General features: G+C 52.6%; 16 protein-coding genes. 12 read left to right on the forward strand and 4 right to left on the reverse strand.

What is annotated here, in order from left to right; translation table 11 throughout:
• Window positions 1–70: 70 nt before the first annotated feature.
• Window positions 71–736 carry a hypothetical protein gene (locus KNO58_RS03780; RefSeq protein WP_214751956.1) on the forward strand — a complete coding sequence of 222 codons (666 nt, stop codon included), beginning with the start codon at window positions 71–73 and terminating at the stop codon, window positions 734–736.
• Window positions 737–777: 41 nt separating this feature from the next.
• Here the strand turns inward: KNO58_RS03780 and KNO58_RS03785 are convergent, their stop codons facing one another.
• Window positions 778–1,284, reverse strand: a complete 507-nt coding sequence (locus tag KNO58_RS03785; protein ID WP_214751957.1) for a DinB family protein — start codon at window positions 1,282–1,284, stop codon at window positions 778–780.
• 142 nt (window positions 1,285–1,426) lie between these two features.
• On the opposite strand from KNO58_RS03785, the gene KNO58_RS03790 reads away from it, so the two are divergent.
• Genes KNO58_RS03790 through KNO58_RS03800 form a run of 3 tightly spaced genes read left to right on the forward strand, consistent with a single transcriptional unit; the run spans window position 1,427 to window position 3,236 of the window.
• Window positions 1,427–2,038, forward strand: coding sequence for an NUDIX hydrolase (locus KNO58_RS03790; protein ID WP_214751958.1), 612 nt, complete (start codon window positions 1,427–1,429; stop codon window positions 2,036–2,038).
• Window positions 2,039–2,052: 14 nt separating this feature from the next.
• Entirely contained in the window at window positions 2,053–2,769 is a 717-nt protein-coding gene (locus KNO58_RS03795; RefSeq protein WP_214751959.1) for an MBL fold metallo-hydrolase, read from the forward strand.
• A gap of 17 nt (window positions 2,770–2,786) precedes the next feature.
• Window positions 2,787–3,236 (forward strand): GNAT family N-acetyltransferase, encoded by a 450-nt coding sequence (locus tag KNO58_RS03800; protein ID WP_131472669.1) that lies wholly within the window; start codon window positions 2,787–2,789, stop codon window positions 3,234–3,236.
• A gap of 156 nt (window positions 3,237–3,392) precedes the next feature.
• Here the strand turns inward: KNO58_RS03800 and KNO58_RS03805 are convergent, their stop codons facing one another.
• Complete coding sequence (locus KNO58_RS03805) at window positions 3,393–3,932, reverse strand: GNAT family N-acetyltransferase (protein WP_214751960.1); 540 nt, start codon at window positions 3,930–3,932, stop codon at window positions 3,393–3,395.
• Window positions 3,933–4,646: 714 nt separating this feature from the next.
• Here KNO58_RS03805 and KNO58_RS03810 point away from each other — a divergent pair.
• The 5 genes from KNO58_RS03810 (at window position 4,647) to KNO58_RS03830 (ending at window position 9,206) form a co-directional block, all read left to right on the forward strand.
• On the forward strand, window positions 4,647–5,495 hold the full coding sequence (locus KNO58_RS03810; protein ID WP_214751961.1) for a transporter substrate-binding domain-containing protein: 849 nt from the start codon (window positions 4,647–4,649) through the stop codon (window positions 5,493–5,495).
• 6 nt (window positions 5,496–5,501) lie between these two features.
• Complete coding sequence (locus tag KNO58_RS03815; protein ID WP_128122477.1) at window positions 5,502–6,197, forward strand: amino acid ABC transporter permease; 696 nt, start codon at window positions 5,502–5,504, stop codon at window positions 6,195–6,197.
• Between the two features lie 96 nt (window positions 6,198–6,293).
• Window positions 6,294–7,202: an AAA family ATPase gene (locus KNO58_RS03820; RefSeq protein ID WP_029595449.1), complete on the forward strand. Its 909-nt coding sequence runs from the start codon at window positions 6,294–6,296 to the stop codon at window positions 7,200–7,202.
• Window position 7,203: 1 nt separating this feature from the next.
• Window positions 7,204–8,232 carry a DUF58 domain-containing protein gene (locus tag KNO58_RS03825; RefSeq protein WP_214751962.1) on the forward strand — a complete coding sequence of 343 codons (1,029 nt, stop codon included), beginning with the start codon at window positions 7,204–7,206 and terminating at the stop codon, window positions 8,230–8,232.
• Entirely contained in the window at window positions 8,229–9,206 is a 978-nt protein-coding gene (locus KNO58_RS03830) for a hypothetical protein (protein ID WP_214751963.1), read from the forward strand. Before KNO58_RS03825 ends, KNO58_RS03830 begins: the two co-directional genes overlap by 4 nt.
• Window positions 9,207–9,255: 49 nt before the next feature.
• On the opposite strand, the gene cls is transcribed toward KNO58_RS03830, so the two are convergent.
• Complete coding sequence (gene cls / locus KNO58_RS03835) at window positions 9,256–10,722, reverse strand: cardiolipin synthase (RefSeq protein ID WP_214751964.1); 1,467 nt, start codon at window positions 10,720–10,722, stop codon at window positions 9,256–9,258.
• A gap of 148 nt (window positions 10,723–10,870) precedes the next feature.
• Between cls and KNO58_RS03840 the strand changes: the two genes are divergently transcribed.
• Complete coding sequence (locus tag KNO58_RS03840) at window positions 10,871–12,085, forward strand: cation:proton antiporter (RefSeq protein WP_214751965.1); 1,215 nt, start codon at window positions 10,871–10,873, stop codon at window positions 12,083–12,085.
• A 45-nt stretch (window positions 12,086–12,130) separates the two neighbouring features.
• Here KNO58_RS03840 and KNO58_RS03845 read toward each other — a convergent pair whose 3' ends face one another.
• On the reverse strand, window positions 12,131–12,913 hold the full coding sequence (locus KNO58_RS03845; RefSeq protein WP_214751966.1) for a LysM peptidoglycan-binding and 3D domain-containing protein: 783 nt from the start codon (window positions 12,911–12,913) through the stop codon (window positions 12,131–12,133).
• Window positions 12,914–13,121: 208 nt separating this feature from the next.
• Here KNO58_RS03845 and KNO58_RS03850 point away from each other — a divergent pair, with 208 nt between their 5' ends.
• Complete coding sequence (locus KNO58_RS03850; protein ID WP_251026070.1) at window positions 13,122–13,382, forward strand: DUF1294 domain-containing protein; 261 nt, start codon at window positions 13,122–13,124, stop codon at window positions 13,380–13,382.
• A 140-nt stretch (window positions 13,383–13,522) separates the two neighbouring features.
• Window positions 13,523–14,320: an AraC family transcriptional regulator gene (locus tag KNO58_RS03855; protein WP_214751967.1), complete on the forward strand. Its 798-nt coding sequence runs from the start codon at window positions 13,523–13,525 to the stop codon at window positions 14,318–14,320.
• Window positions 14,321–14,339: the final 19 nt, after the last annotated feature.

Genomic DNA, 14,339 nt, shown 5'->3' on the forward strand with positions numbered 1-14,339 from the left:
CAGGGGTTTTTGGTTTCGGTATACTAGAGGGAATAGACGAAAGTGAATCCACGAACGAGGAGATCATTCCATGCACGATTTGCTGAACGACCCACACATGAACAATTATCCGGAATTTCGCACGTTTTGTGAATTGAAGCGTCGAGGATTACGAAAACAGGCACTTGCCGCCATGGCGCCGTTTCTTAAAACGGTGGAGACATGGAGTTTTGAACAACGACAGGAATTCGTTTCCTGGCTATACACGCATGACGAATCGTCCGACCCAGATGACTCCTATAATATATTCGTGTATTCGCTCGTAACGAAGGTGCTACAACCGACCCTCCATGAGTGGAAGCAGCGTTTTCCGAATGACCCTCGTCCTTATCGCTGGCTACAAGAGTATGAACAGGCATTCGCACTCGGTGGGCTATCCGAACAGATTGCAGTCCAAGCGCTCATGGATCAAAAAATATTTTCACTTTGGTTCGCATTTCATCACATTAACGAAAATCTCTATCTCAGTGAGGTTGATGAGGACAGAGAGATCATTTTAGAAGCGAGGAAGCTGAACCAGTCCGTACTGAGTGAAGAGAAGCAAGCGGAATATGAGGCAGAACTTAGATACTATGGCGACTTGCTGGCGGATTGGGTGGCTTACACTCATGCGGATTCGGAGAATGAGAGTTTTCTCGACTGGTGTGAGCGGTACGAACGAAATTACCCGTTCACGGAAAGCTATTATTATGAGTAGTAAACCAAAAGACGCTCGAAGCGTCTTTTTTTAATTGCATTTTAAATGTCAGCCTCCATCAGATAGCGCTCCAAATCGGCCTGTTGGCGCAAATGATGCCGGGTATGCATCTCGATGAGGTCGTACCATTCCTGTGCGTTCAGCCAGCCAAAACCGCCATGCCGGGCTTTGACGTCACGGTTCGCCGAGCGGACGAGCGGTTCAAGCCGACTCAGGCGCGCGGACAACTCATCGAGTCGTCGCTCGAGCGTCTCACGCTTGTCCGTATTGTTCGGGGGCTGATTCATCTCGTCAGGTAAGCGGATTTTAATCGGAGGGAACCCGCCGGCTTGAAACAATCGCTCACCGAACTCGGTCTTCCCGCGCGGTTGTTCTTCCTGTGAGGCGAGACACCGTTCAATCTCGTCTGCATATTCCTCGGCCACTACGATGATATGGTCGTACATCTGTCCGATTGACCAGATGTCTGCCGCTGCCTGATAGCGCAACTGCCGTTCGGTATAGCTGTCCAAGTCTTCCTTGAACTGGGATAACACTGCGATCGACATATCGTTCCTCCTTTGACCACTGTTCTCGTATCAGTATATCACGGGGAGGATCGGTACTTTCTCATGGGAGCGGGTATTGCTAAAAGGAACAAGCCCATCGTATGGCGAATGGGGTAAGAGGATAAATGATGGGGGGATCACTATGTCTCAATGGCTCGACTGGGCCAAACGGCTCCAGGCGCTGGCACAGGCCGGCTTGACGTTTACGAAAGACGAGTTCGATCGCGAACGTTACGTCGAACTCCAACGGATCGCGACTGAGATGTTCGAACGACAGTCAGACCTGGCATTTGAGGAGGTTATGAAACTGACGCACGTCGATGGTTACCCGACACCGAAACTCGATGTGCGTGGTGTCGTCTTCCGGGACGATGCGCTCTTGCTCGTCAAGGAGCGGTCGGACGGGCTTTGGACGTTACCGGGTGGGTTTTGTGAGGTCGGGCTATCCCCGGCCCAGAATATCATCAAGGAAATCGAGGAGGAGGCCGGGTTCCATGTCGTACCGGTGCGGCTGCTCGCCTTGTTCGATATGCATCATCACGACCATCCACCGCTGTCGCAGCATTACTATAAGCTGTTCATCGAATGCGAGCTGATTGGTGGCGAGGCACAGGTGAGCCATGAGACGAGCGAGGTCGCGTTCTTCACGCGGGACAACTTACCACCTCTATCGACCGCACGTAACACGCAGGAACAGCTTTATATGTGTTTTGAGGCTAGATGGCAAGAAGATTGGATCACGTTGTTTGATTAAGGGGAGGGGATACCATGAAAGTCACACGGATTGATCACGTTCATCAACTGACATTCTATGCGCCTGTATTACCGATTAACGTCCAATTGATTGAGCGGGAACTTGGACTCATCTTGATTGATACCGCCCTCGCGCGTAACGCGGAAGCGATTTTAGCATATATTGAGGCACTGGAGCGGCCGCTGCTCGCCATCTTGCTGACGCACGCCCATGGCGATCACGTTGGTGGTGTCGATACCATCTTGAAGGCGCATCCGCACGCCGAGCTGTACGTCTCACGGCGAGATGCCCGTCTCCTTGAAGGGGACAAGACGACCGACCCGGATGAGCGGCCACTCAAACTAAAAGGGTCTCTCCCGACCATCCACTCTTTGCCGGATAAATTGCTCGACCCAGGAGAGCGGTTGTTCGGTCTGAAGGTCTATCCGGCAGCCGGTCATACGCCGGGCTCCATCGCCTATTTCGATGAGAAGGAACGGGTATTGTTTGCCGGAGACGCGTTTCAAACACGTGGGGGAGTCGCCGTGGCAGGGGACGTGCGCCCATTGTTCCCGCTCCCGGGCGTCGCGACATGGGATAAACGGGCAGCGGTCGAACATGCGGAGAAGTTGATCGACCTGGCACCGCGCCACACGTTCGTCGGGCACGGACAGCCGGTCGCTGGGACACATCGTCTCTATTTGGCGCTGAAACGGGCCAAACGCAAGCAAGCACGTCTATTTTCACGATAAGCCGGAGGTGCTGACAGATGGAGTTACGCGAGATTCAGACGACAGATTATCAACTGGCCGAGCAGATGCTCGAGATTCAACGGAACGCCTATGCGGTCGAGGCCGAGCTGATCGGATTCGATGAGATTCCGGCACGATATGAGACGGTCGAAGTGATTCAAAATCTGCCGGGTACAAGCTATGGCTTATATAACGATGAGCGGTTGATTGGATTCATCACGGTCGAAGCAGCCGAGACCACGGTCGAGGTCACGAAATTATGCATCGATCCGACATATTTCAGGGCGAGACTCGCGACGACGTTGCTCGAACACGTGCTCAGCTTGCATGAAGATAAGCTTGTCTATGTGCACACCGGCAAACATAACGGTCCAGCCAAGAAGCTGTACACGAAGCTCGGGTTCGAACCGAGTGCCGAGTTTGAACCGGAACCGGGTGTCACTTTGATTCGATTTACGCGATCTTGAATCCCTTATCTCAAATTTCAGATTCCGTCTCACTTCTTTAAGTATACTAAAGGATTGAGACGGAGTTTTATTTTTACTGATAATATATGTTATGTTAACTAGAAGAAAAAAACAGAGAAATCGATGTCAGATGTGACGTCTCTCCTCTCGATAAAATCAGAAAATCTTGTACCAATACAACGTCATGTCGATGTTCGGATTGCCGGTCTGTTTGAGCGTATCGACACCGCCGAGTGCGAACCCTTCTTTCGCATAAAATCGACACGCCATCACGTTATCGTTCTGCGCTTCGAGTGACAATCCGAGTAACGACTGCTCGTTTGCCCACGTCTCCGCAGCTTCCATCAGCAAATGGCCGAGTCCGCTCTGTCGGTAACTGGCACGGACCGCGATGTTCTCGATATACGCAAAACGGTTCCAGTCTTTGACCACACGGATCTGTCCGATACATATCTTATCGTCGAACGCCAAGAATACTTGTTTGTCCTCACTGTTGATGTATGCCTGCCAGTCCAGTGAATCGTCCGGGAAACACGTCTCGTGGGTTTTCTCATATAACTGTTCCTCATACGTCCAAACCCCGTCACAAAAACTCGGAATGATTTTCCCGATGACTGGAAACGGGTTATTGGCTTCATTTACGACGCTGATGGAATACTCATCTAACGCTTTGATCGAGATGTTTGCGCGATCCATTGCATCATTCTCCCTTCTATATGTAATGACCGCTCCATCCTTGAACCAAATGGTCTCACTAGACTAGCCGTAAAGTGGCGGTCATGAAATCAAAATCGGTGGGTCTGTCGACAACACTTCAATTACATCTCTTCTACTGTCATCATCTCATGCCCACATTACATACCCATCGAGAATAGGGTCATCAAATTCCAAAGTGACAATCCTAGTGGAATGAGCGACAGGATGGTCACCCATCTTTTCTTTGTAAAGAGTCCAATCATAAGCGTGATTAAGCCAATTGCTAAAACGATGATTATCGTCATAACTGTCATGGTTGGTCCATCTCCCGTAGCTAGATTATTGTAACTGATTTTAAGCTGGTTGCTCGTCGTTCATCAAGCACCTGTTACATTATTTGCTAGATTGCTATGAAACTCCTCTTTCTGTTTGATACATCATAGCGAACATCAACGATTCTTTGATTCGATTTTACTCATTGTTGGATAATGGTCCTTCCCATTCGCACAACTATTTTTTGTACAAGTCTACATCTGTTTCATCATAATTAATAAACTGTGTCATTCGTTTGAATCCTTCATTCATCAACATGTTAGCGCTTTATGGATTTATGTTTCAAAAATAACTTTAACGCTGTTCATCCGCTCTTAGGAGTTGCCTGTAAGCGGATGTCATGCTATTTTTAGACAGATGATAACTTAAGGAGGAACTTGAATGAAACGTATGACTAAAGGTTTGGCAGCATCCCTATTATTGGCTGTCCCGCTCGCGGCGTGTGGTGATTCTAGCACCGATCAGGCCGAAACTTCGCGCTGGGATGAGATCAAAGAAGAAGGTACACTCACGGTCGGTACAGCGGGCACGCTCTACCCGGCCTCGTTCCGCGAAGAGGATAGCGATGCGTTGACAGGGTTTGACGTCGAGCTCATGAAAGAGGTCGGGAAACGTCTTGACCTCGAGGTCCAATTTAAAGAGATGGCGTTCGACAACATGTTGACGAGCGTCCAAAACGGGCAAGTCGACGTCGCGGCGAACGATATTTCGGTCACCGAGGACCGGAAAGAGAAGTTTGCCTTCTCGACGCCATACAAGTACACGTACGGGACGGCCATCGTTCGGAAGAGCGACCTGTCTGGGATTGAGTCACTTGAAGACTTGAAAGGCAAGAAAGCCGCTGGTGAAGCGACGACCGTCTTCATGGACGTGGCTCGTCAATACGGGGCGGAGGAAGTCATCTACGACAACGCGACGAACGACCAGTATCTTCGTGACGTCTCGACAGGACGGACCGACGTTATCTTGAACGACTACTATCTCCAGACGCTCGCCCTCGCCTTCTTCCCGGAGTTCGATATCACGATTCACCCGGATATCGCCTATAACCCGCAGGAAGTCGCATTCTTGATGGACAAGGAGAACGCAGAGCTTCAAGAGAACATCGACCGCGTCCTTGCTGAGATGCTTGAAGACGGTACGGTGAAAGAGTTGTCGGAAACGTTCTATAACGGTGCCGATGTCTCGGTCGAACCAGACGTCGACGCGACCATCGTCGAATTGGACTAAGCGCTCATGTTCGAAGGTGTGAAATGGGAAGCGATTTTTGACGTCGACCTGGCTGTGCGCTCATTCCCTTATCTGCTAGGCGGCTTGCCGAACACGCTTTGGATCTCATTCGTCAGCATGTTGTTCGGCTTGTTGCTAGGTCTCGTGCTCGCCCTTGGAAAACTGTCACCGTCGCGGTTGCTGCGGTTCCCGTCGACGTTCTATATCTCGTTCATGCGGGGGGTACCGATTCTGATTATCCTGTTCATCTTATATTCAGGATTTCCGTTCATCGGCATCGAGTTCGCGGCGCTGACGGCGGCAATCATCGGGTTCAGCCTGAACTCGGCGGCCTATATCGCAGAGATCGTCCGGGCTGCGATCCGTGCCGTCGACCCGGGACAGGTCGAGGCGGCCCGCTCGCTCGGGATGACGAAGTGGCAGACACTAAAAGGGGTCGTCTTGCCACAGGCGACGCGAATCGCCCTCCCCCCGCTTTCGAACGTATTTCTCGATTTGATTAAAGCGAGTTCGCTCGCCGCCATGATCACCGTCCCGGAAATTTTCAATAAGGCGAAAATCGTCGGGGGCCGGGAATTCGATTATATGACCGTCTACTTGGTCGTCGCCTTGATTTATTGGGGCATCTGTACGTTCATGTCCTTCTTCCAAGACTGGCTGGAGCGGCATTTCGAACGCTATTTGGATACACCGAAACGATGACGATCACGTCATCGTTTTTTGTTTATCGTTTTGCGTAAGCGTCGAGTGTGCTATGATTTTTATAAATATTCAGAAAATAGACGGGGGACTTACATTATGGTGCAACAATGGACGACACATTTAAACGATCAAGTGATTGGGCAGTCGAAGGCGATTAAGCTGTCGACGATCGCCCTCCTCTCCGGGGGGCATGTGCTGCTCGAGGACCGGCCTGGTACCGGCAAGACGACGCTCGCGCGAAGCCTGGCGACGTCGGTCTCGGCCGCGTTCCAACGCGTACAGTGCACACCGGACACGCTACCGAGTGACATTTTAGGGATGGAGCTGTTCAATCCGACGACGGGCACGTTCGAACGCCGGACCGGACCGATCTTCACGTCGATTTTACTCGTCGATGAGATTAACCGGACGACACCACGGACACAGTCGGCACTGCTCGAGGCGATGCAGGAGCGTCAAGTGACGCTCGGTGAGGTGTCGCTGCGTCTTCCCGACCCGTTCTTCGTCATCGCGACGCAAAACCCGTTCGACGGGCAAGGGACGTTCCCGTTGCCGCAGGCACAGCTCGACCGTTTCTTGTTCAAACTTTCGCTCGCCCCGTTGTCACGGGAGTCGGAACGTCGATTGCTGCGGAACGAGCATTTGAGTGCGGCTCCGTTCACGTTGCAACAGACCGAACTTGCCGAGATGCAGCAAGCTGTCCGTGACGTCTTGTTCCACGAGGCGATGGAGGATTATCTCCTCGATTTCGTCGAGGCGCTCCGTCACCACCGGGACATCGAGGTCGGACCGAGTCCACGGGCGACGCTCGCCTATACGATGGCGGCCCGGGCCCATGCCTATATGGACGGACGGGACTACGTGTCACCGGAAGACATCCGCGCGCTTGCCTTGCCGATTCTCGGACACCGCATCGTCTTGACGGTCGAGGCGTCGCTTAAGACGAAACCGTCTAAACTGATCAAATCTGTGCTCGAGACCATCCCGGTCCCATCCGAGGTGTGACATGCAACTCGTCAGCCCTCGCTACCTCGAGTCCGGGTATATGTGGCTCTTGTTCGTCGTCGGGGTGTTCACCGCCCTGTACGGCAACGTCTTCCTCGCGAGTGTGATTATCGGTTTCAGCCTATACGCGCTCATCATGCCGGAGCTGTTGTTCCGGCTCGCCGAGTACGTTCACGTCGAAGTGACCGACGAGCTGAAGCTGTTCCCGAACGATGAAGAGACGTATACGATCAAATTGGTGTCGACGGCGCCTGTCCCGCTCGGTGTCGTCCGCCTGTCAGGATATCTCCATCCGACCGTCGAGTCGGAGGAACACGCCTTCTGGCGCCAAGAGAACTATGTCGGACGCGAGGCGGCCGTCGCCTATACGCTCCCGCTCAAAGCGATTCGGCGCGGCCCGATCCGTATGGAGGCGATTGGTATGGAGATTCGTGACCCGCTCCGCATGTTCTCGCTTTATAAGGAAGACCCGCTCGACCGGATTGGTTATGTGTTCCCTGAATTCCTGCCTTATCCGATCCCGAAGCGGCCGCCGACGTTACCTGGGGAAGAGATGGTCCGTCACAGCGCCTACCGGGATCCGGAGACGTTCCAATCGGTGGCCCCGTATCATGGGCAACCGATGCGGCAACTGTATTGGTCGGCCTATGCGAAGACCGGTGAACTGCTCGCCCGCACTGAGCAGCCCGTCCAAGCGAACGAATATGTCGTCGTGCTCGACTTGTTGACGAAAGACGGGCGCGCCCTCACCCATCAGATGGAGCGGGTGATCTCGCAGGCGGCAGCGCTATGCCGCGACTTCGAGAAAGAGAACGCGAGCTATGGGCTGATTGTGCCGACCTTGACGAAAGACGGCATCACCTATGACCTCGCCCCAGGGAGCGGCGAGACGCACTTCCGTAAGGTCATGACGACGCTCGCCTGTCTATCGGAACGTGACTTCCCGCTCGCCCGGTCACTGTTCGAACGGAAAGTCGCCAAATACGGCGGCAGCCAATCGATTTTACGGCTCGGAGGTGACGGCCGATGAGACTGCTTTGGTGGGTCTTCGCCGCTTTTTATGTCGGTCACGTCTTTCCGCTCGTGTTTCTGTTGACGCTCCGCCTGCCTCGTACGTGGCAACTCGGGGTGCAGACGTTCTTGAGCATCGCCGCCCTGTGGTTCTCCTATGAGATGAGTGTGACGTTGCTCTTGTTCACGTACGTCCACGCCTTTATCCGGACGCTCGATTGGACGGACCGTTACGCGATTGCCAGCGTGCTCTTCTTGATCGTCGATTGGTTGTTCCCGCCGGCGTCGCAGCCGCTCGCGATGATCGTCTTTCCGTTCCTGTTCTTGTTTTGGCAGCGGAGCCTCTATTACCGCCGTGACTATAAACGGATGCTGTCGACACTCGTCGTCGCCCTCGCAATCGGTCTCGGCCTGGCCGTGATCATCCGGACGATTAAAGAGTTATTGTTCGGTAACCTCGTCGCCTGGATTCGTCCCATCTTCGTGTGGATCGGGAGCTGGTTCGATGGGTTCAACTTGGATCCGTCCGACCGTGTCAACCGGATTATCGTACCGGACAATCCGAACATCGATGCCGAGACGATTTCGAATGAGACGTTGCTCGAATCGGCGACGAATCAATCGCTGTTCTTGATTTTGGCGTTTCTCGTCCTTTTGGTCGGATTGGTCGCGTTGTTCATCTACTTGCAACGCCGTAAAGAGATTCAAGAGGATGTGACGGTGCCGAAGCAGCGCTATCAGGCGGCGGATGCCGTCCGTCGCGCTACACGGGCCCCACGACACGTTCGTTTACTCGATGCCGGTCGCCGGCTCGAACAGGCCCATCCTCGCCATCGTGAAGAGACGGTCCTGGAATGGTTCGACCGTATCGGATTCGCCGAAGGGAGTCGTTTCGCCGTCTGGCTCGAGGCGGCCGAGTATGGGGAGAAAGAAGCCCCGGTACCCATTGTCGAGGCGTTCGAACGACAAGTCACCCAGACGCTCAACAAATAAAAGACCAGCCAGATCGTCCGGGAATACCCGGCGAACTGACTGGTCTTTTTTAGAGAATTGGGCTGAGCAGGCGTGACACGCTCTCTTTGAAACGGATCCATTTCGTCCGCGTCTCATAACGCTCAATCGTCAACCTGTCGGCACATGCGAGGTCTCGATTGAACGCATCGATGACAGACCGGGCCACAACCTCATCATAGACGAGCGCCGAGATCTCGAAATTGAGTCGGAAACTGCGGGCGTCGATGTTCGTCGTACCGATCGAGGCGACCTCACCATCGATGACGAGCGTCTTCGCATGGAGGAAACCACCTTCATACGTGTACACTTCGGCACCGTAGCGGACAAGCTCGGCTGCATTCGTATACGTCGCCCAATAGACAAACATGTGGTCCGGCTTATTCGGAATCATCAGGCGGATCTTCGTCCCAGACATGAGCGCGTTGCGGCAGGCGTCAAGGAAGCTAGCGTCAGGGATGAAATAAGGGGTCTGGATATAAATCGTCTCTTTCGCCTCGGTGATCATCTTGACGAGCATGTTTTTCAAGTGTTCGGTCGACGAGTTCGGGCCTGATGTGACGATTTGAACCGGGGAATGGGCCGTCTCGAGCAGGACGGTCGGCCAAAGGAAGTCTTCTTTCTCGGCCCGATGTTTCGTCGGCACGGCGCGGTTCCAATCGAGGAGAAAACGTTCGAGCAGTTCACGCACCGCCTCCCCTCTCATCCGCAGATGCACGTCGCGCCAATAGCCGAACTGTCGATTCGTGCCCAAATATTCATTCCCGACGTTGAAGCCGCCGATATAGCCGATGTCCCCATCGATGATACATAACTTGCGGTGATTGCGGTTGTTGACGCGGAAGTTGATGCCGAGGCGTGACGGGAAGAACGACTTCACCTCGCCGCCGTGCGCGAGAAGCTGTTTGAAATGGGAACGTCGCAACCCCCTCGAGCCGACGGCGTCATAGAGTAAACGTACTCTGACGCCTTCCTTGGCCCGGCGAGTGAGCGCCTCGATGAGCGCTTGACCGAGCGAATCGTTTTGAATGATATAGTACTGGATGTTGATTTCCTGCGTCGCCACCTCGATGTCATGGAACAACGCCTCGAACTTCTGCTCGCCGTCATGAATGACCTGAATCGCATTATGATACGTCACGAGCGCATTCGTAGAGGATAAGTTCAAACGGGCGAGCCGTCGATATTTGGACAAAAGCGGGTCAAGAGCGAACAGGCCCTCATGCGCATCGAGCTCGGCCAATTGGTCGTCGACGTGTTTGGCATACTCATGACGCCGTTCCTCGTCGACTTGATAAAAGTTGTTCGATTTGATTAACCGTCCGAAGAAGATGTAGATAAAGAAACCGAGCAGTGGGATGAAAAACAGCACGAGCAACCAAGCCCACGTCGAACCGATGTCACGCCGCTCGAAAAAGATGATGGTGACGGCGAACGTGACGTTCAAGACAATCAGCACGATACCGAGAACGCTCAGAATGATTTCTGTCGGGATCATCTCGTTTCCCTCCCTTTTACTCCCTAACATACCCGTTCCCGTCAAAAAAGATGGGGGAGAATATGCGTCGAATTTTTGATTGCTTCCGTTTCTGGGTAAAAACTAACAGACATACCGGGAAATCTCAATCAGAAATGAGGACAAGATGATGGAGACGATGATGATCGGCTTTAGTTTGATTGTTGCAATCGGTGCCTTGGCTCAACTGTTCGCTTGGCGGTTCGACCTGCCAGCCATCATTATCATGACCGTGGCCGGAGTGCTTGTCGGGCCAATCTTCGGGTGGATTGACCCGGAGTCGATGCTTGGCGACTTATATAGCCCATTGATTTCATTCGCCGTCGCCCTCATTTTGTTCGAAGGAAGCCTTGGTCTGGAATTTCGTGAAATCCGTGAGTATCGAAAAGTCATCGCCCGGCTCGTGACGGTCGGGGTGCTGCTTTCCTTTCTCGCCACCTCGGTCTTGTTGATCACCGTCGGGGATATCCACTGGCTCCCGGCCATGACGCTCGGCGCTTTATTCGTCGTGACAGGCCCGACGGTCGTCATCCCGCTCCTACGGCAAGCGAATTTGGTTCCGCACGTGGCGAACGTGCTGAAATGGGAAGGCATCATTGTCGATCCGATTGGGGCGCTCCTGGGGCTGTTCGTCGTCCAATTCGGGTTTGCTTTTTATAAAAACGACAGCTTGACGACCCATCTTCCTTTTTTAGGCTCCTGCTTGGTCGGGATTTTATTGGGGATTGTGTTCGGCGTCGTCTTGATGCGTTCGTTCGCGAAAGGGAGAGTCCCCGAATATTTGCAGACAACCTTGACGTTGAGCGGCGTGTTGCTCGTCTTCTCGATGAGTGAATGGGTCATGCATGAGGTCGGTCTGCTCGCCGTGACGGCGATGGGGCTGACAATGGCAAATTCGAAATTCGCGAGGCCAGAGATTCTCACCCATCTTCGTGAATTCAAAGAGAACGTGTCCATCCTCTTAATTTCATCGGTGTTTATCATGTTAACGGCCAGTTTGAGTCGCTCAGACTTACTTGCCGTCTTTCAAGCCCCATTATTGCTGTCGATTGCCGGCATCTTGTTCCTCGTTCGACCTTTCTCCATCCTCTCTGCGACGATGGGGACGCCATTAGTGAGGAACGAGCGGTTATTCATCGGCTGGATTGCGCCTCGGGGCATCGTGGCCATGACGGTGACCGGATTCTTTGCGGCTGAAATCACGGAGCTAGGTGTGACAGATGCTGAAAAAATGTTACCGATGACGCTCGGACTTGTCTTTTTATCTGTGACGCTTCACGGATTGACCATCAAACCGCTGGCCAGACGTCTCGGACTGAACAAAATCAAGAATCCTTGGAGCTGAACACACAAAAAACACCGCGCCTGCGGTGTTTTTGGGGTAAATCGATTAGTTTAAGATTGTGATTTGGACTGATTTACGACCGAAGTTGAGCGCTTGCTCTTGTGTCGGCATCAAGAGGTCAATCTTGTTACCTTTAATGGCGCCGCCAGTATCTCCAGCGATTGCTTCGCCGTAGCCTTCGACATAAACTTTAGAGCCGAGTGGGATGACTGAAGGGTCAACCGCGATGACTTTTTGGTTCGGGTTCGAACGAACGTCAATTCCTGTTGCCGTGATTCCTGAGCATCCTGCACAGTATGGCGTGTAAGCCGTTGCTTCCACAGTCATCGTCTTACCTGAAGCCGGAGCTTGGGTTTGCGTTGTCGACGTAGACTGTTTCGTCACTGGTGCAGATGTTGATGCTTTTGGTTTAGCGGCTGGTGCACTGTTTGCAACCGATGCTGCTTTGGCACCTTTTACAGAGAATTGTTGACCAGGGAAAATGAGATCTGACTTAAGACCGTTCCATGTCATCAATTGGTTGACAGATACGCCGTTGTTTGTCGCGATGCGATACAACGTGTCGCCTGCTTTAACTGTATACGTTTTTGAAGCGCTTGAAGCTTTAGCTTCTGACTTCGCGAGCTTCAATACTTGATTTGGGTAGATCATATTAGAGTTTAAGCCGTTCGCTTGTTTAATGTCATTAACTGATACACCATTGTTCACGGCGATACGGTAAAGTGTATCTCCAGACTGAACTGTGTGTGTTGATGCTGCCGAAGCTGGAGCAGCGACTCCTAAACTAAGGCCAGCGAGTGCCGTTAGTGTCAATAGTGGTTTTTTCATAAGAATATTCCTCCCTTTTCTAACGCCCCCTTACTGTAACACCTGTATGTTTCACTGCCGTTACAGCCTGATATGAGAGTCGTATCAGTTCAGTTACAGAAGCTTTCAAGGGGATGAGAGGAGTCTGAAATTTTACAATCTAGATACAAATGGCTTTGTTGAGCCGTTTTCGTCTATACTATAGAGTAGAGAAAGGAGGTTTTAGTCTTTGGAACTATTACTGCTATATTACATTGTGACTAATTTACTAGCGTTTATGACATTTTTCCTCGATAAACGCCGTGCAAAATCAGGAGAATGGCGAATTTCAGAACAAACGTTACTTATTCTTGTCTGGATTGGTGGCGCATTCGGGGCCTATCTCGCAATGCGCCTCTTCCGACATAAGACGTTGAAGCCGATGTTTCGGATTGGTGTCCCGATAGCCATCTTGGTACATGCCGGTATCACGGGCTGGTTCATCTTCTGACGCCATTATATAGAAGAAACTCGTTCGTACTGTCCAACGGAGATGTCATCGAAATGTCTGGATTGACGCTTGGTGGTGAGAAATTAAAGTCTCCAGTCGGTGCGAAACCGAAATAAATGTTTGATTGTTGAGGTGTGGGGATGAAAGTCGAAACAAATATGATTGACGTCGAGACGTGGACCGAACGGACGATGGAGATCGGGTTCACGACCAATGCGCAGTTTCAAGTCTGGCTGGTCACCCATGGCCAAGTCGAGGTCCGGGTCAACGGGACCCGTTCACGGCTTCGGCCTGGGATGGCGTTGCTGCTCGACCGAGGACAGGTCACAAAAGTCGAGCGGACAGGCGACTCGTTTCAAATGACGATACTTCATGTCGACCCGTTCGACTTGGTGGCACCGCCGCTCGCTGAGCAATACGTCACACCGTTTATCGGGACGATCGGCCATCACATACTGCATCCGGCTGAACCGGGTGACAAGGCGATCCTCGAGACGCTTCATAAAGTAATCCGGAGTTTACAGAAAGACTCGGCTTTCGCGTTGCTCGACGCGACACTGCAGCTTGTCGTCGTTTGGCGCTATTGGATTCAAAGGCCGCCCGTGATGAGACGGCCTGGGCAGGAGCGCATGCAACACATGATTTCCTATATACACGACCATGACACGATGAAGCTGTCGCTCGAAGACATCGCCGCTGCCGGTGGACTGAGCCGGGCCGAGTGTTGCCGTTACTTTTCGAAGTGGGGAGACACCTCACCGCTCGCCTATGTCCAAGACGTCCGCATGCAACGGGCCGCACGTCTGTTGTGTGCGACAGACATTCCGGTCGCTGAAGTAGCGAACCGGCTTGGCTACACGAGCGTGAGCCATTTCGTCCAGACGTTCAAAAAAGTACATAACCGCACCCCGCTCGCGTTCCGTAAACAGAAGACATAACAAAAGCCGACACGCGCGT

Origin of the sequence: Exiguobacterium sp. J17977 (assembly GCF_018616375.1) — a bacterium.
Taxonomy (GTDB): Bacteria; Bacillota; Bacilli; order Exiguobacteriales; family Exiguobacteriaceae; genus Exiguobacterium; species Exiguobacterium mexicanum.